This window comes from Streptomyces sp. NPDC021212 (assembly GCF_044332925.1).
GTDB lineage: Bacteria > Actinomycetota > Actinomycetes > Streptomycetales > Streptomycetaceae > Streptomyces.
Genome location: NZ_JBIRPZ010000009.1, coordinates 86,472 through 107,334, shown reverse-complemented (window position 1 = coordinate 107,334; position 20,863 = coordinate 86,472). Strand labels below are relative to the sequence as shown.

Below are 20,863 nucleotides of genomic sequence, written 5' to 3'. Positions count from 1 at the left end.
GCACTTCCCGTTCGGAATCGGAGCCCCCCATGTCGTCATGTGCTGACCCGCACCGCACCCCCCGAAGATCCGCGTCCCGCCGGGCGGCCGTCGCCGTCGCCGCCGGTACGGCGATCGCCGCCCTTGTCGCGGCCGCGCCCGCCACCTCCGCGGCCGCCGCGCCCACGGCGGCCACCGCGTCCCGGGCCGCCCTCGCCGTACCGGACGTTCCCCTCGCGAACGTCAAGGCCCATCTGACCAAGCTCCAGTCCATCGCCACCGCCAACGGCGGCAACCGCGCCCACGGCCGCCCCGGTTACAAGGCGTCGCTCGACTACATCAAGGGCGCGCTGGACGCGGCCGGGTTCACCACCACGGTCCAGCAGTTCACCTCCAGCGGCTCCACCGGCTACAACCTCATCGCCGACTGGCCCGGCGGCGACACCGACAACGTGGTGTTCTCCGGCGCCCACCTGGACTCCGTCACCGCGGGCCCCGGCATCAACGACAACGGCTCGGGGTCCGCCGGCATCCTGGAGACCGCGCTCACCGTCGCCCGCTCGGGGCTGAAGCCGGCCAAGCACCTGCGGTTCGCCTGGTGGGGCGCCGAGGAGCTGGGCATGGTCGGGTCCCGGAACTACGTCAACGGCCTGTCGTCCGCCAACCGCGCGAAGATCGACAGCTATCTCAACTTCGACATGATCGGCTCGCCCAACCCGGGCTATTTCGTCTATGACGACGACAGCCGGCTCGAAGGGGTCCTCAAGGACTTCTTCGCCACCAAGGGCGTCCCGACGGAGATCGAGACCGAGGGCGACGGGCGCTCCGACCACGCGCCGTTCAAGAACGCGGGCATCCCGGTGGGCGGCCTGTTCAGCGGCGCCGACTACATCAAGACCGCCGCCCAGGCCCAGAAGTGGGGCGGCACCTCCGGTCAGGCCTTCGACCGCTGCTACCACCGCTCGTGCGACACCACGTCCAACACCAACGACACCGCGCTGGACCGCAACAGCGACGCCATCGCGTACGCCGTCTGGACGCTGTCCTCCTGACGCACCGGCACGGTCCGAGCGGTCGGTGCAGAGCCGCACCGACCGCTCAGACCGTGATGTCCTTCGAGGTGAACCGGGCCCAGGCCGCCGAGCCGAACACGGCCAGGTAGAGCCCCTGCAGCTCGGCGTTCTTGACCAGCTGATCCCAGTAGACCGGCTGGCGGAGCAGATCCGCGAAGCTGAGCCAGTAGTGCGGGAAGAGATACGGGTGGATCGCGTGCAGCTGCGGGATCGTGTCCAGGATCTGCACCGTGACCACGAGCCCCACGGTGGTCGCCATGGCCGCGATGCCACTGTTGGTGAGGGTGGAGATGAACAGGCCCACCGTCGCGATCCCCACCAGTGACAGCGCCACGGCGCCCGCCACGCCGAGCGCCCGCACCAGCGCGTCGCCGAAGGACACCGAGGTGCCGGAGATCAGCGTGACATCGCCGAGGGGGAACAGCATCGCCCCGGTGGCGAGTCCGGCGGCGGCCACCGCCACCGTCGCGGCCAGGCAGAACGCCAGGATGGTGACGAACTTGGCGAGCAGCAGCCGGGTGCGCCCGGCGGGGGCGACCAGCAGATAGCGCAGCGTCCCCGGGCCCGCCTCACCGGCGATGGAGTCCCCGGCGATCACGCCGATGGCCATGGGCAGGAAGACGGGCAGCGTCGCCGCCAGCGCGGCGAAGACGAGGAAGATCCCGTTGTTGGTGATCTGGGAGAAGAAGGCGGGCCCGTCGCCGCTTCCGCCGCCCCCTCCGCCTCCCCCGCCGCCTCGGCCGAAGCCGCCGCCGTCGCTGGTCTCGATCTTCACGGCGACGCCGATGAGGACCGGGACGGCCGCGAGCACCCCGAGCAGCGCCAGCGTCCGCCAGCGGCGGAAGGTGGTGGCCAGCTCGCTGCGGAAGAGGGCCAGGGTCCAGAGCGGACGCGGCCGGGGCGCCTCGATCGCTTCAGCTGTCCCAGCCGTTTCGGCCGTTTCAGCCGTTCCAGCGGTTTCGGCCGCCTCGGCCCGCTCAGCCCGCTCAGCCCGCTCGGCCCGCTCGGCCCGCTCAGCCCGCGACATCGAATCCCTCCCCGGTCAGCGCGACGAAGGCGTCCTCGAGCGAGGCACCCTCGGCGCCGAAGGCCCGTACCCGCACCCCGGCGCGCACCAGGGCGGCGTTCAGGTCGGCGGGCTCGGGCGCGGGGACGGGCAGCTCCCCGGAGACCCGCTCCTCCAGGACCACCAGGTCCGTCACCCCGTGCTCCTTGAGGACGCGGACGGCGTCGGCCGGGTCCGGGGTGGTGACGGACAGCCTGCCGCGGCTGCCCGCCGCCAGCTCGGCGACCGTGCCCTGGGCGATCAGCCGGCCCCGGGCCATGACCGCCGCATGCGTACAGACCTGTTCGATCTCGTCCAGGAGATGCGAGGAGAGGAAGACCGTGGTGCCCTCCCGGGCCAGCTCGCGCACCAGGGTGCGGATCTCGCGCATGCCCTGCGGGTCGAGCCCGTTGGTCGGCTCGTCGAGAACCAGCAGCTCACGCGGCTGGAGCAGGGCGGCGGCCAGGCCGAGGCGCTGCTTCATCCCGAGCGAGTACGCCCGGGCCTTCTTTCCCGCCGCGGCCCCGAGCCCGACCCGGTCCAGGGCCGATGCGGCGCGGGCGGCACGGGTGCGGGGGTCGGCGGTCGGGTCGGCGGCGTCGTAGCGCAGCAGGTTGTCCCGGCCGCTCAGATACGGGTAGAGGGCGGGCCCCTCGATGAGGGCGCCCACCCTCGGCAGCACGCTGCGGGCGGCGCGCGGCATCGGCCGCCCCAGCAGCCGGGCGCCGCCCGAGGTGGGCTCGATCAGGCCCATGAGCATGCGGATGGTCGTCGTCTTCCCCGAACCATTGGGCCCGAGGAAGCCGAAGACGCTGCCGCGCGGGACGGTCAGGTCGAGCGCGTCGACGGCGAGCTGCCCGCCCCGGTAGCGCTTGGTGAGCCCGCGGGTCTCCACCACGGCATCGGCGGACGGCTCGTCCACGGGCTCTCCTTCCCTGTTCTTCTACTTGGCCTTGTTGGCGGCCGCGACCAGCGCGTCCTTGTCGACGGCGCCGACGAAGACCTTGCCGTCGTCGGTCATCAGCGCGTTCACCAGGCGGGTGCTGAACACCGTGCCGGAGCCGAAGTCGCCCTTGACCTTCTTGCCGAAGCTGCCGAGGAGGCCGGAGGCCGCTCCGCTGTCGCCGCCCGGGGCGGAGGGAGCACCGCCGGACGCACCGGCGCCCGGGCCGTCGAGGCGGGCGATGGTGTCCCAGCCCTTACCGGTGACGTTCAGCCCGGACAGGGGGCCCTCACCGGCGGCCATACCGGGCGACTTGCCGGGCGACCGGTCCTTGAAGCTCTTCCCCTGGAAGCCCTTCTCGTGGAAGCCCTTCCCCTGGTGGCCCTTCTCCCGGTGGTCGGCGGCGCCGTCCTCGGTGACCTTGGCGCCCTTGGGCGGCGTGAAGTCGAAGGTGCCCGCGGCGGGCTTGCCGAAGTCCACCTTGGTGAAGCCCACGTCGACGGCGGCCTTGCCGCCGCTCTTCGGGGTGAGGGTGAACTTCAGCGGCACCCCGTTGTCCGCGTCGACCGCGATACGGATCGAGCCGACCGTGGAGGCGCTCTGCTTGGGCTTGATCAGCAGCTGGTAGGCGTCCCGCCCGGCGACGCTGGTGGTGCCGTCGACCGTCACCTCGGTGGTGTCGTCCACGGCGGCGAGCATCTGCTTGGCGAACTGCTGCGGGGTGGCGTCCCGCAGGTCGCGGGGCGACTCGCCCCGGTGGTCACGCTTGCCCGCGGCGTCCTTCGAGTGGAAGACGGAGTTGCTGCCGCTGTCGTACGCCCACATCTGGTCGCCGTTGTGGATCATGCTGTACTCGGCGGCGTTCTCGACGATCGACACCCGCTGCTTCTCGGGGCCGTCGGCGGCCACGCGCAGGGTGTGCGTACCGGACGCCAGCTCGGTGAGCTTGGACTCCGGCGAGGCGGCCGCGCCGCCGCCCTTCTCGCCCGCGAGGTCGTTCGCGGCACCGAGGAGGGAGCCGCCGCCCGGCATCGTGGGGAGGCCGAGATCGGTGGTGATCTTCAGCGAGCCGGACACCTGCTGCTGGTCCGAGGCTGCCATCTTGCTGATCAGCTGCTGCGCCGTGATCTTCGGCAGATCCGGGGCGCCGCTGCTGGCCAGTGCCGGGACGAGCCCGATCGTCGCGGCCGCGATGCCCACCACCGCGACCGGCGCTCCGTAGCGGAGCGCCTTCGTGCGTCGTGTTGGTCGTTCCTCGTCCCAGAAGCCGTCGTCGGCGACCTGTATCGGTCGGATCCGTGCCATGTTGCTCTACCTCCGTCGTCGGCGGCGGTTGTCAGCCTGCACTCGTCCACCTCTCGGGCCATTGTCTCCCGATCCCGCCATGTGGTGGTGTTCTCATCCCACCAAATCGGGAGCGCCGATACGTCAGCCCGCAGGATCACGTTGACGTACTGCTCGGGTATGACGGCCCGCACCGCGAGGCGGATCCCCCTCGGGGTATCCCGTAGGGGTGGTTCGCGCTCCCGCGGAAGTGGGGATCACCCGGCCCGGTGCGCCACCGCGTCGCACAGGCCCTCCAGGGCCGACTTCGCCGGTCCCTCCGGGAGGGGGGCCAGCATCGAACGGGCCTCCGCCGCATAGCGCAGCGTGTCCTGGCGGGCCTGCTCCAGGGCGGGGTGGGCGCGCAGCCGGCGCAGCACCTCCGCATGGCGGGCGTCGTCGGTGAGGTCCCCCGCGAGCAGCTCGCACAGCTCCCGGTCCTCCGGCGAACCGCTCGCCTCCGCCTGCGCCCGCAAGTGCAGGACGGGCAGGGTGGCGATGCCCTCGCGCAGATCGGTGCCGGGGGTCTTGCCGGACTCATGGCTGTCGCTGGCGATGTCCAGCACGTCGTCGGCCAGCTGGAAGGCCATCCCGAGCCGCTCACCGTACTGGGTCAGGATGTTGACGATGGACTCGTCGGCGCCCGACATCATCGCGCCGAACCGCCCCGAGACGGCGATCAGCGAGCCCGTCTTGCCCGCGAGGACGTCCAGATAGTGCTCGATGGGGTCGCGGTCGCGCGGACCGGCGGTTTCCAGGATCTGGCCCGTCACCAGCCGCTCGAACGCCTCGGCCTGGACCCGCACCGCCTCCGGACCGAGATCGGCCAGGACGTGCGAGGCGCGGGCGAAGAGGAAGTCACCCGTGAGCACCGCGACCGAGTTGCCCCAGCGGGCGTTGGCGCTGGACACCCCGCGCCGCACTTCCGCCTCGTCCATCACGTCGTCGTGGTAGAGCGTGGCCAGATGCGTCAGCTCGACGACGACCGCCGAGGGCACCACTCCGGGGGCGTACGGGTCACCGAACTGCGCGGCCAGCAGCACCAGCAGCGGCCGGAAACGCTTGCCGCCCGCGCGCACCAGATGCTGGGCGGCCTCGGTGATGAACGGCACGTCGCTCTTGGTGGCCTCCAGCAGGCCCTCTTCGACAGCCGTCAGCCCGGCCTGGGTATCGGCTTCCAGAGTCTGGTCCCGCACGCTCAGCCCGAAGGGCCCGATGACGCTCACGGGGGTACTCCTGTCTGCCTGCGTATCCGCGGAATGTCGATGTGTCGCCGCCTCCACCAAAAGGCAGCGTATCCGGTCGGGTATCGATCACTGTGGGCGCCTTCCCGCCTTGTGCGCCGCACAACGCCCTCGCCCGGATCGACCGGCTTCTCCACCCCGTACCGCGATCACCAGCAGATCATTCATCAGGCGGCCCCCGACCGTTCACCGATCGGGGGCCGAACCGGCCCGGACCACCCCCCAGTACCCCGGCCCGGACCGCTCACGCGTGCGCGGCGGCCACCGCCTTCGCCAGCCGGGGCGACGCGTACTCCGTGCCGCAGACGAATCGCATCACCGGGCCGAAGGAGGCCGCCGCCGAAGCCTGGCACGCTCCCCCAGCTACCGCTGGGAGGTGCCCCCTGACGCCGCGGGCTGATACGACGCGACTCTGCGGACGCGCCCTAGGGTGTGGGCTGGCCAACCGTGGCGACGAGGAGAAGGCGAGGCACCATCCATGGCGCAGCGAAGCCCGCTCGACCTGCCCGAAGGCGATCCCTTCGGCCCGGACAACCTCCCCTATGGCGTGTTCACCACCTCCGACGCCCCTCATCTGCGGAAAATCGGCGTGCGCTACGGCAGTCATGTGCTGGACGCGGGCGCCGCCGCGGCGGCCGCGGCCTCACCACACGCCGAACTGCTCGGCGCCTCCTCGCTCAACCCGCTGATGGCCGCGGGCCGTCCGGTCTGGCAGGCCGTCCGCGCGGAGCTGCGCGACTGGCTGACCAACCCGGCGCACCGGCACGCCATCGAGCCCCTGATGCACCCCCTCGCCACCCTCGCGCTCCACCTCCCGATCGAGGTGGCGGACTACGTCGACTTCTTCGCCAGCGAGCATCACGCCTCCAACGCGGGCAAGATCTTCCGCCCGGACGGCGACGCCCTCACCCCCAACTGGAAGCACATGCCGATCGGCTACCACGGCCGGGCCGGAACCGTGCTCGTCTCGGGCTCGCCCATCGTCCGCCCCCACGGCCAGCGCCTGCCCCCGGCCGCACCCGCTCCCGCATCGCCCGCTCCCGCATCGCCCGCTCCTCCCCGGCCGGTCTTCGGCCCCTCGCTGCGCCTCGACTTCGAAGCCGAGGTCGCCTTCGTCGTCGGCGCGCCCTCACCTCTGAATACACCGCTGCCGCTCGCCGGGTTCCACGATCACGTCTTCGGCGTCTGCCTCCTCAACGACTGGTCCGCCCGCGACATCCAGTCCTGGGAGTACCGCCCCCTCGGCCCCTTCCTCGGCAAGTCCTTCGCCACCTCCCTCGCCGCCTGGGTCACCCCGCTGGACGCGCTCGCGGCGGCCCGTACCGCCCCGCCCGCCCGCGACGTCCCGCCGCTCCCCTATCTCGACGACGCGGCCGCCGCGCCCGGCGGGTTCGATCTGCGCCTCGAGGTCGCCATCAACGGCCACACCGTCTCCCGGCCCCCCTTCTCCGCCATGTACTGGACGGCGGCCCAGCAGCTCGCCCATCTGACGGTGAACGGCGCCTCGCTGCGCACCGGCGACGTCTTCGCCTCCGGCACGGTCAGCGGCCCGCGCCCGGACGAGCGGGGCTGTCTGCTCGAACTCACCTGGGGCGGCCGCGATCCGCTGCGCCTCCCCGACGGCACCCGGACCTTCCTGGAGGACGGCGACGAGGTGACCCTCACCGCCTGGGCGCCCGGCCCGAACGGGGTCCGCATCGGTATGGGTGAGGTGACCGGCCACGTTGTTCCGGCCGCGTCATGAGCGACTGCTAATTTGTCGTGCTCCTGCCCTGATAACCCTGAAATCCGAGGAGAAGCGCGTGAAGAAGGCAGCGAGCATCGCCGGAACGGTGGCCGCGGCCGCCCTCCTGCTGACCGGGTGCGGCAGTGACAGCGACGAGGGGAAGAAGGACACGTCCAAGGACACCCCGTCGGCACAGGAGTCGAGCGCCCCGGCGGAGGGGGGCGCCAACTCCAAGATCACCGGCGCCTACGTGGCCAAGACCGGCGGCCAGACGATCATCCTGTCCATCGGCGGCGAGAAGGCCACCCTGATCGCGGGCAAGCACATGTGCAGCGGGGAGTACACCGACACCGGCGAGAAGATGCTGATGCTCAAGTGCGCCGACGGCAACAGCGACCGCAGCATGGGCAAGGTGGCCCCGAGCGGGGACGGCAAGTCGCTCACCGTCGACTGGGACGCGCTCTCCGAGAACGACACGTTCACCCGGACCAACTCCCCCAGCGACTTCCCGTCGGACATCCCGACCTCGCTGCCCTCCGACATCCCCACCAACCTGCCGACCAACCTCCCCTCCAGCTGACCCCCGCCGGCTGACCGCGAGCCCCCGGCAAAACCGCCGGGGGCTCGCCGCGCACAGTGGCAGATCTTGCTTCCGCGCCTGTTGAAGGGCAGGTCAGGGCGGTGTCCAACGGGCCGCCAGGTGGCGCAATGTACTGGCAACACCATCGCACCGGCCCCGTCGGTATGGTCCGAAACGCGACCCACCGCCCAGCACACCCACCCCGGAGCCGGCCGATGCCAGCCGAACGCACCCGCGAACGCAACCGCGAGCACGCCCCGCCGCTCGCCGCCGCGCGCCGCCGCCGGTTGCGCGCCGACCAGGCAAGGCAGCTCGCCGACCTGCTCCGCCACCAGATCCTCACCGGGGGCTTCCCCGGGGGCGCGCTGCCCCTGGAGGACGCGCTCGGCGCCGACTACGGCGCGTCCCGCAACACCGTGCGCCTGGCGCTCGGCCTGCTGCGCGCCGAGGGTCTGGTGGAGCGGCAGCCGGGCGTGGGCACGGTCGTCGTGGCCGAGAAGTACCCGCACGGCCTCGACCGGCTGCAGGGTCTGGCCGAGACCCTGAAGGAACACGGCCGGGTCACCAACGAGGTGCGCACCGTCGGTCCGGTGCCCGCCCCGGCCTGCGTCGCCGACCGGCTGGGCGTCCCCGTACGCACCGATGTCCTCTACGTCGAGCGGCTGCGGCAGCTCGACGGCCTTCCGCTCTCCCTCGACCTCACCTACCTCCCGATGGACATCGGCGCCGAACTGCTGGGCGCCGATCTGGAGAACACCGATGTCTTCCGGCTGATCGAGAAGATCACCGGACAGCGGCTCGGTACCGCCGAGATCACCGTCGAGGCCGTCAACGCCGACGCGCACTCGGCCGCCGTGCTCCAGGCCCCGCGCGGCGCGGCCGTCCTCATGCTGGAACGGCTCAGTCACCTGGCCGACGGCCGCCCGGTGGACCTGGAGTTCATCCGGTTCCGCGGCGACCGGATCACCATGAGCGGGCTGCTGCGCCGGTCCGCACAGACAACCGCGTAGACGTTCCCCGCAAGCCCCCCGCGAACCCCCTCACCCCCTTTCACGCCCTCCCTGGAGACCGCCATGCCTCTGACGCCTCAGCGTGCCGACGTTCCCGTGACGATCGACGAGTCGAAGTGCATCGACGGCTGCACCCTCTGCGTGGACATGTGCCCCCTGGACTCCCTCGCGATCCACCCCGACAGCGGCAAGGCGTACATGCACGTGGACGAGTGCTGGTACTGCGGCCCGTGCGCCGCCCGCTGTCCCACCGACGCGGTCACGGTCAACATGCCCTATCTCCTCAGGTGAAAGGCCCCCGATGCATCGCACGACCCTTCCGGCCGCCCTTGCCGCCGGCACCCTGCTGCTGTCCCTGACCGGCTGCGGCGGCGACGCGGAAGCGGGCGGCAAGACCGTGACCGTCACCGTCGGCTACCAGTCCAAGACCATCAACACCACGACCGCGGGCACCCTGCTGCGTTCGCTCGGCTACTTCGAGCGCGAACTGCGCGCGCTCGGCCACCGCAAGGGCGTCACGTACAAGGTGAAGTGGCAGGACTACGCCACCGGGGCGCCCATCACCGCGCAGATGGTGGCCGGGAAGGTCGACATCGGCTCGATGGGCGACTTCCCGCTGCTGATCAACTCCGGGCGCGGCACGCAGCTGAACGCGCCCACCCGCCTGATCTCCGCGACCGGCTACAACCTGCGCGGCGGCCTCAACACCATCGTCACCGCGCCCGGATCGAAGCTGCGCGACCTGTCAGGACTGCGCGGCAAGAAGGTCTCCACCAGCGTCGGTTCGGCCGCCGACGGCACGCTCGTCCGAGCCCTGCGGGGGGCCGGTATCGACCCCGAGAACGGCATCGAAAAGCTCAATCAGCAGCCCGCCGTCGGCGCCTCAGCCCTGGAGGCGGGCAGCGCGGACGCCCTCTCGCAGTTCGTGGCCTGGCCGGGACTGCTGGCCTTCCAGGGGAAGGCCAAGGCGCTGTACGACGGCGCCCGGCTGAACCTGCCGACCTTCCACGGTGTCACCGCGCGCGACGCGTTCGCGAAGGAGAACCCGGACGTCCTCCAGGCGTTCCTGTCCGCCCAGATCGACGCCACCCGCTATCTGGACGCCCATCCGCTCCCCGCCGCCCAGAAGGTGGCGAAGGCGACCGGGCTGCCGCCCGAGGTGGTCTACCTCTACAACGGCGTGGGCGGCATCTCGACCTTCGACCCCACCCTCAAGCCCGCCCTGATCGCGGCCCTCAAGAAGGACGTCCCGATCCTGCGCGAGGCCAAACTGACCGGCCCGGTGGACGTGAACTCCTTCATCGACGACCGCTACGTCAAACGGGCGTACGGGAGCGCGGGCGCCTACGCGAAGGCGCTGCGCGCCGCCCCGCCCGCCTCCTCCAACCAGGTGTGGCTCAAGGGCGAGAACGAGGTCCGCAGCTTCCCCTCCTCCGCCGCGCTGCTGCGCTTCACCGCCGCCCACCAGGGCCGGGTCCGGGCGGCGTACGTGCCCGACGCGGCCACCGAGACGCGCTGGTTCGCGGACCGGGCGGTGTGGGCCGAGGATGCCGGGCAGCCGCACGCGTTCGTCACGCCGGCCAACGCCCGTACGTGGATCGCCGCGCACCCCGGCGCCCGGCTCGTCTCGTACGCCACGGCGCTGAAGGAGGCGAAGTGACGACCTCTGCCGAACGAAGCGCGGTACCCACCCCCGTACGTTCGGCGCCCGCCCCCGCGCCCCGGCGACGCCGCCCCTGGCCGCGTTACGCCCTGCGCGCCGCCTCGCTGCTGGCCGCGCTCGGCCTGTGGCAGCTCCTCACCACGCTGAAGGTCACCCTGTGGCTGCGGTTCGCACAGTTCCCGACCGTCACCCAGGTCGCCCACGCCTTCGCCGGCCGCCTGGGCACCGGCGCCTACTGGCAGGACCTGACCGACAGCCTCACCCGCATCCTCACCGGCTTCGCGCTCGCCGCCGTCCTCGGCGTCGTCGTCGGCACCGCGATCGCCCGCTCGCCCCTGGCGTCCGATCTGCTGAGCCCGCTCCTCGAAGTCCTCCGCCCGATCCCGGCCATCGCCCTCGTCCCGGTCGCGATCCTGCTGTTCCCCAGCAATGAGCAGGGCATCGTCTTCATCACCTTCACCGCCGCCTTCTTCCCCGTCATGGTCAGCACCCGGCACGCGGTGCGCGCCCTCACCCCGGTGTGGGAGGAGGCCGTGCTGACCATGGGCGGCGGACGGCGGCGCGTCCTCGGCTCGGTGGTCCTGCCCGGCGCGCTGCCCGGCATCCTCGGCGGGCTGTCGGTCGGCATCGGCGTCTCGTGGATCTGCGTGATCTCCGCCGAGATGATCTCCGGCGCGTACGGGGTCGGCTACCGCACCTGGCAGGACTACACGATCGTCGACTATCCGGGTGTCTTCGTCGGCATGACCACCATCGGCCTCCTCGGCTGGCTGACCTCCACCGCGGTGGAGCTGGCGGGCCGCCGGCTGACCCGCTGGCTGCCGCGCACCGAGACCGCGGCCCCGTCGGCGCACCTCACAGGGAAGGGCACACCGTGACCACGCCCGACGTCACCACCGCCCCGCCGGTCACCGTCCCGGCCCCGCCCGGTCTGCGACTGGAGCTGCGCGGCGCCCTGCTGGGGCGCCCCGGGGCGCCGGTCCTGCACGGCCTCGACCTGGACATACCGCCCGGTGAGGTGCTGACCGTCGTCGGCCCGTCCGGCTGCGGCAAGTCGACCCTGCTGCGCACCCTGGCCGGACTGCTGCCGGTCCTCGGCGGCCAGGTCACCCAGGACGGCGAGCCGCTCACCCGCCCCGCCGCCGACCGCGCCCTGATCTTCCAGGATGACGCGCTGCTCCCCTGGCGCACCGTGCAGGCCAATGTGGAACTCCCCCTCGTCATACGGGGCGTACCGCGGGCCGAGCGCCGCGCCCGGGCCGCGGAGTGGCTGGAGCGGGTCGGGCTCACCTACCACGCCCGGCGCCTTCCGCACCAGCTGTCGGGCGGGCAGCGGCAGCGCGTACAGCTCGCCCGCGCGCTGGCCGGTGCGCCGCGCGCCGTCCTGATGGACGAGCCGTTCGGCGCGCTCGACGCGCAGACCCGGGCCGGGATGCAGCGGCTGCTGGTGGAGGTGCTGGACGGTACGCACGCCACGGTCGTCTTCGTCACCCACGACGTGGACGAGGCGGTCTTCCTCGGCGACCGCATCGCCCTCCTGGACGGCGCGGGCACCGCCAGGGTGCTCGACGTGCCGCATCCGCGCGAGCGCGCCGCGCACGACGCCGCCGCGACCGCCGCTCTGCGCCGCCAGGTCCTCGAATCCCTCGGCACCTGAAAGGGCCTCCCGTGACAACCGAGCAAACCCTGGAGATCCCCTCCCTCGACGCGGCCGAGGAGCTGACCTGCGACGTCCTGGTCATCGGCGGCGGCACGGCCGGCACCATGGCCGCGCTCACCGCCGCCGAGCGCGGGGCAGACGTCCTCCTGCTGGAGAAGGCGCACGTCCGGCACTCCGGCGCGCTCGCGATGGGCATGGACGGCGTCAACAACGCCGTCGTCCCCGGCCGGGCCGAACCCGACGACTACGTCGCCGAGATCACCCGCGCCAACGACGGCGTCGTCGACCAGTCCACCGTCCGGCAGACCGCCACCCGGGGCTTCGACATGGTCAAGCGCCTGGAGCGGTACGGGGTGAAGTTCGAGAAGGACGAGCACGGCGAGTACGCGGTCCGCCAGGTGCACCGCTCCGGCTCGTACGTCCTGCCGATGCCCGAGGGCAAGGACGTCAAGAAGGTCCTCTACCGGCAGCTGCGGCGGCGCGAGATGCGCGAGCGGATCCGGATCGAGAACCGGCTCATGCCGGTCCGCGTCCTGACCGCGGGCGGCCGGGCCGTCGGCGCCGCCGCCTTCCACACCCGCACCGGGGACTTCGTCGCCGTCCGGGCCGGGGCCGTCATCCTCGCCACCGGGGCGTGCGGCCGGCTCGGGCTGCCCGCCAGCGGCTATCTGTACGGGACGTACGAGAACCCCACCAACGCGGGCGACGGCTATGCCATGGCGTACCACGCGGGCGCCGAGCTGACCGGGATCGAATGCTTCCAGATCAACCCGCTGATCAAGGACTACAACGGCCCGGCCTGCGCCTATGTCGCCAACCCCTTCGGCGGCTACCAGGTCAACCGGCACGGTGAGCGGTTCGTCGACTCCGACTACTGGTCGGGGCAGATGATGTCCGAATTCGCGGCGGAGGTGGCGAGCGAGCGCGGCCCGGTCTACCTCAAGCTCAGCCATCTGCCGGAGGAGTCCGTGGCCGCGCTGGAAGGCATCCTGCACTCCACCGAACGCCCCACCCGCGCCGCCTTCCACGCGGGCCGCGGCCATGACTACCGCACCCACGACGTGGAGATGCACATCTCCGAGATCGGCCTGTGCGGCGGCCATTCGGCCTCGGGCGTACGGGTCGACGACCACGCGCGCACCACGGTGCCGGGGCTGTACGCGGCCGGGGACCTGGCGTGCGTACCCCACAACTACATGATCGGGGCCTTCGTCTTCGGCGATCTGGCGGGCGCGGACGCCGCCCGGCACCGGGCGTACGACGGCGAACTCCCGCGCGACCAGCTCGCCGACGCGCACGCCCTCGTCTACGGTCCGCTGCGGAACCCGGACGGGCCGCCGCAGCCGCAGGTCGAGTACAAGCTGCGGCGCTTCGTCAACGACTACGTCGCCCCGCCCAAGAGCGGCGCCCGGCTGTCGCTGGCCGTCGAGGCGTTCGAGCGGATGCGCGGGGACATCGCCGCCATGGGCGCCCGCACCCCGCACGAACTGATGCGGTGCGCGGAGGTCACCTTCATCCGCGACTGCGCCGAGATGGCGGCGCGGTCCTCGCTCGCCCGGACCGAGAGCCGCTGGGGGCTCTACCACGAGCGCACGGACCACCCGCGGCGGAACGACACCGACTGGCTGCACCATCTGGATCTGCGGAAGTCGGCCTCGGGGGCGATGGAGTTCACGGCCCGGCCGGTGGCCCCGTACCTCGTGCCGATCGACGAGTACACGCCGGTGGGCGGGGAGCCCCGCCGGATCGGCGAGGTGCGCCCCGAGCAGGTCGCCACGGCGGGACCGCGCGAGGCCGCACCGCGCGGATCGGGAACGCCCGTCGGCGGCCCCCGGCACGAGGAGGCGGGGGCGTCGGCCGTGGCCTCCTCCCCCCGCATCCTCGAACTCCTCGCCCTCGCCGAGGAACAGCCCGAACTCCCGGCCCTCCGGCCCTATCTGGCCGACCCGGACCCCGCGGTCCGCCGGGCCGCCGTCGCCACGCTCACCGAGACCGCCCCGCCGGGCACCGGCCCGGCCCTGGCGGCGGCGCTGGCCGACCCGGACGCCGGGGTACGCGCCGGGGCCGCGGCGGGCCTGCGCGAACTGGTGGAGGTCCTGCCCCCGGACGCCGCCTTGGGCGAACCCCTGATCCGCGCCCTCACGGTGACCGACCCATCAGTGCGGGCAGCGGCCCTCGACGTCCTGCGCGTACTCGGACTCGGCGACGCGGAACTGTTCGCGAAGGCGCTGACGGACGCGGCGATCGAGGTCCGTCTCCAGGCCGTGCGGGGGCTGGTGTCGGTGGACGCGCTCGCCGCGCTGGAACCGGGAGCCGCGGACGCCTCCCGTGAGGTGCGGGTGGCGACGGCGGGCGCCCTGGGCACCCTGGCGCCCGGCGGCCCTTCGGCGCAGGCCCGGCGGCTGCTCGCCCCGCTGCTGCGGGACCCGGACGTCCTCGTACGGGCCGCCGCCCTGGAGGCCCTGGCCCCGGCCGGATGCCCGGCCCCACTGGACGCCGAGGCGGTGGCGGCGCTGGACGATCCCGCCTGGCAGGTGCGCAAGGGAGCGGCGACGGCCCTGTCCGCCGCCGCGCCGGGCCTGGGCGTCCCCGCCCTGGCCCGGGCCCTGTCCGACGCGCACGCCGATGTCCGGAAGGCGGCGGTGCTGGCGCTGCTGCCGCTGGCGGGGCACGAACCGGCCGCCCGCGAGGCCCTGGCCTCGGTCCGCGCCGACCCGGACGCCGACGTCCGCGCCTACGCGGCGAAGGCACCGGCCTAGCCCCCACCCGAACCAGGGGGCTGCCCCCTGGGCGCCCGGCCTCGGGGCTCCGCCCCACCGCCGGCGCCGGGCTGAGCGCGCCCAGCGGGTGCGTCTCCCCACCCCGCCCCTACCCGATCCCAGGGGGCTCCGCCCCCTGGCCCCCCGCTGCGGGGCTCCGCCCCGCGCCTGGGGCCGCCCCGCGGCAAGGCCGAGCCGCGCTGATGGCCGGACTGCACGCCCCACCGCCCCCGCGGGCTGGTGCCGACGAGCCAAGCCCTGGGCCGCCACCCGCCCCGCCGGGCGGTCCCCCGTGGGCCACGCACCGCGCCTCGGCCGGGACACCATCAACGGTGCCCCGCCGGGGCGGGGTCCAGGGGCGCAGTCCCTGGGTTCGGGAAGGGGCGGGGTGGGGAATTGTTCGGCCCCCAAGCCCTCAGCCGCCTGGCACCGGGCGCGGCCACGTGGCCGGACACGCCCCAGCGCGCCCCCGCCGGGGCGAGGGTCCAGGGGGCGCAGCACCCTGGCTCGGCCACGCGGCAGGGTGGGGCAAGACGCGCCTCGGCCGGGACACCGTCTGCGGTGTCCCGGCCGAGGCAGGGGTCCAGAGGCGGAGCGCTCAGCGCACGAAGACGCCCGCCTGGCCTGCCAGGTCGAGGAAGTACTGCGGCGCCACGCCCAGCACCACAGTGACCGCCACGCCGATCGCGATCGCCGAGGACGTCAGGGGGCTCGGGACGGCCACCGAGGGGCCGTCGGTGCGCGGTTCGCTGAAGAACATCAGCACGATGACCCGGATGTAGAAGAAGGCCGCGATCGCGGACGAGATCACACCGATCACGACCAGCGCACCCGCACCCCCATCCGCCGCCGCCTTGAACACCGCGAACTTCCCCGCGAAACCACTGGTCAGCGGGATACCGGCGAACGCCAGCAGGAAGACCGCGAACACGGCGGCCACCAGGGGCGAACGGCGGCCGAGCCCGGCCCACTTCGACAGGTGGGTGGCCTCGCCGCCCGCGTCGCGCACCAGGGTGACCACGGCGAAGGCGCCGAGGGTCACGAAGGAGTACGCGGCGAGGTAGAAGAGGACGGAGGAGATGCCCTCGGGGGTCGTGGCGATGACACCGGCCAGGATGAAACCGGCGTGCGCGATGGAGGAGTAGGCCAGCAGCCGCTTCACATCGGTCTGGGTGACGGCGACGATCGCGCCGCCCAGCATGGTGACGATGGCGACGCCCCACATCACCGGCCGCCAGTCCCAGCGCAGCCCCGGCAGCACGACGTACAGCAACCGCAGCAGCGCGCCGAAGGCCGCCACCTTCGTGGCCGCGGCCATGAAGCCGGTGACCGGGGTGGGGGCGCCCTGGTAGACGTCCGGGGTCCACATGTGGAACGGCACGGCGCCGATCTTGAACAGCAGACCCATCAGCACCAGCGCCCCGCCGAGGAGCAGCAGCGCGTCGTTGCCCATGGTCCCGGCGAGCGCCGGGGTGATGTTGCGGACCTGGCCGTCGACGACGTCGGCGATACCGGCGTACGCCACGGTGCCCGCGTACCCGTACAGCAGGGCGATCCCGAAGAGCAGGAACGCGGAGGAGAAGGCGCCGAGCAGGAAGTACTTGACGGCGGACTCCTGGGAGAGCATCCGGTGGCGCCGGGCGAGCGCGCACAGGACGTACAGCGGGAGGGAGAAGACCTCCAGCGCCACGAAGAGGGTCAGCAGATCGTTCGCGGCGGGGAAGACGAGCATGCCGCCCACCGCGAAGAGGACCAGCGGAAAGACCTCGGTGGTGGTGAACCCGGCCTTGACGGCGGCCTTTTCGGCCTCGCCGCCGGGCACGGCGGCGGCCTGGGCCGCGAAGTTGTCGACGCGGTTGCCGTGGACGACCGGGTCGAGCCGCCGCTCGGCGAAGGTGAACACCGAGACCAGCGCGACCAGGAGAATGGTGCCCTGGAGGAAGAGCGCGGGCCCGTCGACGGCGACGGCACCCATGGCCGCGACATGGGCCTTTCCGGTGCCGTAGTCGCTCGCGGCGAGGCCGATGACGGCCGCGAAGGCCGCGGCGAGGGAGACGACGGAGACGAACAGCTGCGCGGCGTACCGCTGGGCGCGCGGCAGGAACGCCTCGATCAGTACGCCGATGATCGCGGCGCCGAGGACGATCAGGGTGGGCGCCAGCTGCCCGTACTCGATGTGCGGCGCGGGGATCTTGTCGGGCGCCGCCGCCGCTGTCGTCCACAGGCTGTGGACAGTGGCCGCGTGGGTCACTTGGCACCTCCGGAAGCACCGTCGTGGGACGCACCCTCGGGCTTGGGGCTGTAGTGGAACCAGCCCGCGTCGGTGACGGGGTGATCGGGCTTGGGATCCTTCTCGTCCACCACGGACAGCGTGTGGTCGACCGCCGGGTTGACGATCGCCGTCAGCGGCTTGGGGTAGACGCCGAGGAAGAGCAGCAGCGCGATCAGCGGCGCGACGACGAGCAGCTCGCGCGGCCGCAGATCGGGCATGGAGCGCACCTCCTCCTTCACCGGGCCGGTCATGGTGCGCTGGTAGAGGATCAGGACGTACAACGCGGCGAGCACGATGCCGATGGTGGCGATCACGCCGACCACCGGATAGCGGCTGAACGCGCCGACGAGCACCAGGAATTCGCTGATGAAGGGCGCGAGCCCGGGCAGCGAGAGGGTGGCCAGACCGCCGATCAGGAAGGTGCCGGCGAGCACCGGGGCGACCTTCTGCACGCCGCCGTAGTCCGCGATGAGCCGCGAGCCGCGCCGGGTGATGAGGAACCCGGCCACCAGCATCAGCGCGGCGGTCGAGATCCCGTGATTGACCATGTAGAGGGTGGCGCCGCCCTGGCCCTGGGTGGTCATGGCGAAGATGCCGAGGATGATGAAGCCGAAGTGGGAGATCGACGCGTAGGCGATCAGCCGCTTGATGTCCCGCTGGCCGATGGCCAGCAGCGCGCCGTAGATGATGCTGATGAGCGCGAGCACCAGGATCACCGGGGTGGCCCACTTGCTGGCCTCGGGGAAGAGCTGGAGGCAGAAGCGGAGCATCGCGAAGGTGCCGACCTTGTCGACGACCGCGGTGATCAGGACGGCGACGGGGGACGTGGACTCGCCCATCGCGTTGGGCAGCCAGGTGTGCAGCGGCCACAGCGGGGCCTTCACCGCGAAGGCGAAGAAGAAGCCCAGGAACAGCAGCCGTTCGGTGCCGGTCGCGAAGTCGAGCTGTCCGCTCGCCCGGGCGTCCACGATCTGCTGGAGCGAGAAGGTGCCGGTGCCCAGGTCGTCGGCGGTGACCGCGTAGAGACCGACCACCGCGGCCAGCATGATCAGCCCGCCGGCCAGGTTGTAGAGCAGGAACTTCACGGCGGCGTAGGAGCGCTGGGTCGCCGTCTCCTCCTCGGACCGCTCCCCGGCCCGGTCCCCGAAGCCGCCGATGAGGAAGTACATCGGGATGAGCATGGCTTCGAAGAAGATGTAGAAGAGGAAGACGTCGGTGGCCTCGAAGGAGATCACCACCATCGCCTCGACCAGCAGGATCAGCGCGAAGAAGCCCTGGGTGGGCCGCCAGCGGCGGTTGGGCCGGGCGCCTTCCAGCGGGTCGGCGTCATGCCAGCCCGCCAGGATGATGAAGGGGATGAGCACGGCGGTGAGCGCGATCAGGGCCACCGCGATGCCGTCCACGCCCAGCTCGTAGCGGACCCCGAAGTCCTTGATCCAGGCGTGGGATTCGGTGAGCTGGAAGCGGCCGCCGCCGGGGTCGAACCGGACCGCGACGACCGCCGCGAGGGCGAGGGTGACGAGGGAGAAGGCCAGCGCCACCCACTTGGCGGCGGCACGCTGGGCGGCGGGCACGGCGGCGGTGGCGACGGCGCCCAGGGCGGGCACCGCGGCCGTGGCCGTCAGCAGGGGAAAGGACATGACTCAGACCGCCCTCATCAGCAGGGTCGCGGCGATGAGCACCGCCGTACCGCCGAACATCGAGACCGCGTACGTACGGGCGTAGCCGTTCTGGAGCTTGCGCAATCGGCCGGAAAGTCCGCCGACCCCGGCCGCGGTGCCGTTGACCACCCCGTCGACCAGCTTGTGGTCGACGTAGACCAGGCCGCGGGTGAGGTAGCGGCCGGGCTGGACGAGCGCGACGTGGTTGAAGTCGTCCTGGAGCAGGTCGCGGCGGGCGGCCCGGGTGAGCAGGGAGCCGCGCGGCGCGGTGCGCGGCACGGGCTTGCGGCCGTACTGCGCCCAGGCGAGGGCCACGCCGATGGCGAGCACGACCATCGTCCCGGCGGTGACCGCGGCGGCGCTGAGCGGGGAGTCGCCGTGGCTGTGGCCGGTGACCGGCTCCAGCCACTTCAGGAACGCGTCGTTCAGGCTGAACAGCCCGCCCGCGAAGACCGACCCGAAGGCCAGGACGATCATGGGGATGGTCATGGACTTCGGCGACTCGTGCGGATGCGGCAGCTCGCCGGGGCGCACATCGATACCGGGCTCGACGCTGGGCGCCTTGTCCGGGTCGGGCGCGGGCTCCCACCGCTTCTCGCCGAAGAAGGTCATCAGCATCACGCGCGTCATGTAGTACGCGGTGATGGCCGCGCCCAGCAGGGCCGCGCCGCCGAGGATCCAGCCCTCGGTGCCGCCCTTGGCGAAGGCCGCCTCGATGATCTTGTCCTTGGACCAGAAGCCGGAGAGCCCCGGGAAGCCGATGATGGCGAGGTAGCCGAGCCCGAAGGTGACGAAGGTGACCGGCATGTACTTCCGCAGGCCCCCGTACTTGCGCATGTCGACCTCGTCGTTCATGGCGTGCATGACCGACCCGGCGCCGAGGAACAGGCCCGCCTTGAAGAAGCCGTGGGTGACCAGGTGCATGATCGCGAAGACGTAGCCGATCGGGCCGAGCCCGGCGGCCAGGATCATGTAGCCGATCTGCGACATGGTGGACCCGGCGAGGGCCTTCTTGATGTCGTCCTTCGCGCAACCGACGATCGCACCGAAGAGCAGCGTGACCGCGCCGACCGCGACCACCGCCGCCTGTGCGTCGGGCGCGGCGTTGAAGATCGCGCCGGAGCGGGTGATCAGGTAGACGCCCGCGGTCACCATGGTCGCCGCGTGGATCAGGGCCGAGACCGGGGTCGGGCCCTCCATCGCGTCGCCGAGCCAGGACTGCAGCGGCACCTGGGCCGACTTGCCGCACGCGGCGAGCAGCAGCATCAGCCCGATGGCGGTGAGCTTGCCCTCGCTCGCGTCGTTCGCGTGCGAAAGGACGGGCGCGAAGGCGAAGGTCCCGAAGGTCGTGAACATCAGCATGATCGCGATGGACAGCCCCATGTCGCCGACGCGGTTGACGATGAACGCCTTCTTCGCCGCCGTCGCCGCGCTCGGCTTGTGCTGCCAGAAGCCGATGAGCAGGTACGAGGCGAGGCCGACGCCCTCCCAGCCGACGTACAGCAGCAGGTAGTTGTCGGCGAGGACGAGCAGCAGCATGGCCGCGAGGAAGAGATTGAGATAGCCGAAGAAGCGGCGGCGCCGCTCGTCGTGCGCCATATAGCCGATCGAGTAGATGTGGATCAGCGTGCCCACACCCGAGATCAGCAGGACGAAGGTCATCGACAGCTGGTCGAGCTGGAAGGCGACGTCCGCGCGGAAGCCGCCCACCGGAATCCAGCTGAAGACCTGGCTGTGCAGGGCGCGGTCGTGCTCGCCCCGGCCGAGCATGTCGGCGAAGAGCACGGCACCGATCACGAAGGAGGCGCCCGCGAGCACCGTGCCGAGGTAGTGGCCCGTGCGGTCCAGCCGCCTGCCGCCGCACAGCAGCAGGGCCGCGCCGAGCAGCGGGGCCGCGACGAGCAATCCGATGAGGTTCTCCACTT

Annotated in this window: 16 protein-coding genes; 9 read left to right on the top strand and 7 right to left on the bottom strand. The window is 72.2% G+C overall.

What is annotated here, in order from left to right; genetic code table 11:
• The first annotated feature begins 29 nt into the window (after positions 1-29).
• Entirely contained in the window at positions 30-1,031 is a 1,002-nt protein-coding gene (locus ACH4SI_RS24515; protein ID WP_398299009.1) for a M28 family metallopeptidase, read from the top strand.
• Between the two features lie 46 nt (positions 1,032-1,077).
• Here ACH4SI_RS24515 and ACH4SI_RS24510 read toward each other — a convergent pair whose 3' ends face one another.
• The 4 genes from ACH4SI_RS24510 to ACH4SI_RS24495 all read right to left on the bottom strand — a co-directional run bounded on the left by ACH4SI_RS24510 (position 1,078) and on the right by ACH4SI_RS24495 (position 5,589).
• Positions 1,078-2,079 carry an ABC transporter permease gene (locus ACH4SI_RS24510; RefSeq protein ID WP_398299007.1) on the bottom strand — a complete coding sequence of 334 codons (1,002 nt, stop codon included), beginning with the start codon at positions 2,077-2,079 and terminating at the stop codon, positions 1,078-1,080.
• Complete coding sequence (locus ACH4SI_RS24505; protein WP_398299004.1) at positions 2,066-3,019, bottom strand: ABC transporter ATP-binding protein; 954 nt, start codon at positions 3,017-3,019, stop codon at positions 2,066-2,068. The genes ACH4SI_RS24510 and ACH4SI_RS24505 overlap by 14 nt, the downstream gene beginning before the upstream one ends.
• Before the next feature lie 21 nt (positions 3,020-3,040).
• Entirely contained in the window at positions 3,041-4,345 is a 1,305-nt protein-coding gene (locus tag ACH4SI_RS24500; protein WP_398299002.1) for an outer membrane lipoprotein carrier protein LolA, read from the bottom strand.
• A 236-nt stretch (positions 4,346-4,581) separates the two neighbouring features.
• Positions 4,582-5,589, bottom strand: a complete 1,008-nt coding sequence (locus tag ACH4SI_RS24495) for a polyprenyl synthetase family protein (protein ID WP_398299000.1) — start codon at positions 5,587-5,589, stop codon at positions 4,582-4,584.
• A 496-nt stretch (positions 5,590-6,085) separates the two neighbouring features.
• Here ACH4SI_RS24495 and fahA point away from each other — a divergent pair, with 496 nt between their 5' ends.
• The 8 genes from fahA to ACH4SI_RS24455 all read left to right on the top strand — a co-directional run bounded on the left by fahA (position 6,086) and on the right by ACH4SI_RS24455 (position 15,005).
• Positions 6,086-7,351, top strand: a complete 1,266-nt coding sequence (gene fahA / locus ACH4SI_RS24490; protein WP_398298998.1) for a fumarylacetoacetase — start codon at positions 6,086-6,088, stop codon at positions 7,349-7,351.
• Positions 7,352-7,409: 58 nt separating this feature from the next.
• Positions 7,410-7,913: a hypothetical protein gene (locus ACH4SI_RS24485; RefSeq protein WP_398298996.1), complete on the top strand. Its 504-nt coding sequence runs from the start codon at positions 7,410-7,412 to the stop codon at positions 7,911-7,913.
• Positions 7,914-8,128: 215 nt separating this feature from the next.
• Complete coding sequence (locus tag ACH4SI_RS24480; RefSeq protein WP_398298994.1) at positions 8,129-8,923, top strand: GntR family transcriptional regulator; 795 nt, start codon at positions 8,129-8,131, stop codon at positions 8,921-8,923.
• Between the two features lie 63 nt (positions 8,924-8,986).
• On the top strand, positions 8,987-9,214 hold the full coding sequence (locus tag ACH4SI_RS24475) for a ferredoxin family protein (RefSeq protein WP_358627876.1): 228 nt from the start codon (positions 8,987-8,989) through the stop codon (positions 9,212-9,214).
• Between the two features lie 10 nt (positions 9,215-9,224).
• Complete coding sequence (locus tag ACH4SI_RS24470; protein WP_398298992.1) at positions 9,225-10,583, top strand: ABC transporter substrate-binding protein; 1,359 nt, start codon at positions 9,225-9,227, stop codon at positions 10,581-10,583.
• A 92-nt stretch (positions 10,584-10,675) separates the two neighbouring features.
• The gene (locus tag ACH4SI_RS24465) at positions 10,676-11,464 is read left to right on the top strand and encodes an ABC transporter permease (protein ID WP_398299490.1); all 789 of its coding nucleotides are present in this window, start codon (positions 10,676-10,678) and stop codon (positions 11,462-11,464) included.
• A complete protein-coding gene (locus ACH4SI_RS24460) occupies positions 11,461-12,243 on the top strand; it encodes an ABC transporter ATP-binding protein (protein WP_398298990.1) in 783 nt (260 codons plus the stop codon). The genes ACH4SI_RS24465 and ACH4SI_RS24460 overlap by 4 nt, the downstream gene beginning before the upstream one ends.
• A gap of 29 nt (positions 12,244-12,272) precedes the next feature.
• Positions 12,273-15,005, top strand: a complete 2,733-nt coding sequence (locus ACH4SI_RS24455; protein WP_398299488.1) for a fumarate reductase/succinate dehydrogenase flavoprotein subunit — start codon at positions 12,273-12,275, stop codon at positions 15,003-15,005.
• Between the two features lie 598 nt (positions 15,006-15,603).
• Here ACH4SI_RS24455 and nuoN read toward each other — a convergent pair.
• Genes nuoN through nuoL form a run of 3 tightly spaced genes read right to left on the bottom strand, consistent with a single transcriptional unit; the run spans position 15,604 to position 20,861 of the window.
• A complete protein-coding gene (nuoN, locus tag ACH4SI_RS24450) occupies positions 15,604-17,256 on the bottom strand; it encodes an NADH-quinone oxidoreductase subunit NuoN (RefSeq protein WP_398298988.1) in 1,653 nt (550 codons plus the stop codon).
• The gene (locus ACH4SI_RS24445) at positions 17,253-18,917 is read right to left on the bottom strand and encodes an NADH-quinone oxidoreductase subunit M (RefSeq protein ID WP_398298986.1); all 1,665 of its coding nucleotides are present in this window, start codon (positions 18,915-18,917) and stop codon (positions 17,253-17,255) included. The genes nuoN and ACH4SI_RS24445 overlap by 4 nt, the downstream gene beginning before the upstream one ends.
• Positions 18,918-18,920: 3 nt before the next feature.
• The gene (nuoL, locus tag ACH4SI_RS24440) at positions 18,921-20,861 is read right to left on the bottom strand and encodes an NADH-quinone oxidoreductase subunit L (RefSeq protein ID WP_398298984.1); all 1,941 of its coding nucleotides are present in this window, start codon (positions 20,859-20,861) and stop codon (positions 18,921-18,923) included.
• Positions 20,862-20,863: the final 2 nt, after the last annotated feature.

Bases quoted from the DNA above. Each gene is read 5' to 3' on its own strand.
- ACH4SI_RS24475 (WP_358627876.1), top strand. From the start codon at position 8,987: ATGCCTCTGACGCCTCAGCGTGCCGACGTTCCCGTGACGATCGACGAG.
- ACH4SI_RS24480 (WP_398298994.1), top strand. From the start codon at position 8,129: ATGCCAGCCGAACGCACCCGCGAACGCAACCGCGAGCACGCCCCGCCG.
- ACH4SI_RS24470 (WP_398298992.1), top strand. From the start codon at position 9,225: ATGCATCGCACGACCCTTCCGGCCGCCCTTGCCGCCGGCACCCTGCTG.
- fahA (WP_398298998.1), top strand. From the start codon at position 6,086: ATGGCGCAGCGAAGCCCGCTCGACCTGCCCGAAGGCGATCCCTTCGGC.
- ACH4SI_RS24510 (WP_398299007.1), bottom strand. From the start codon at position 2,079: ATGTCGCGGGCTGAGCGGGCCGAGCGGGCCGAGCGGGCTGAGCGGGCT.
- ACH4SI_RS24515 (WP_398299009.1), top strand. From the start codon at position 30: ATGTCGTCATGTGCTGACCCGCACCGCACCCCCCGAAGATCCGCGTCC.
- ACH4SI_RS24445 (WP_398298986.1), bottom strand. From the start codon at position 18,917: ATGTCCTTTCCCCTGCTGACGGCCACGGCCGCGGTGCCCGCCCTGGGC.
- ACH4SI_RS24500 (WP_398299002.1), bottom strand. From the start codon at position 4,345: ATGGCACGGATCCGACCGATACAGGTCGCCGACGACGGCTTCTGGGAC.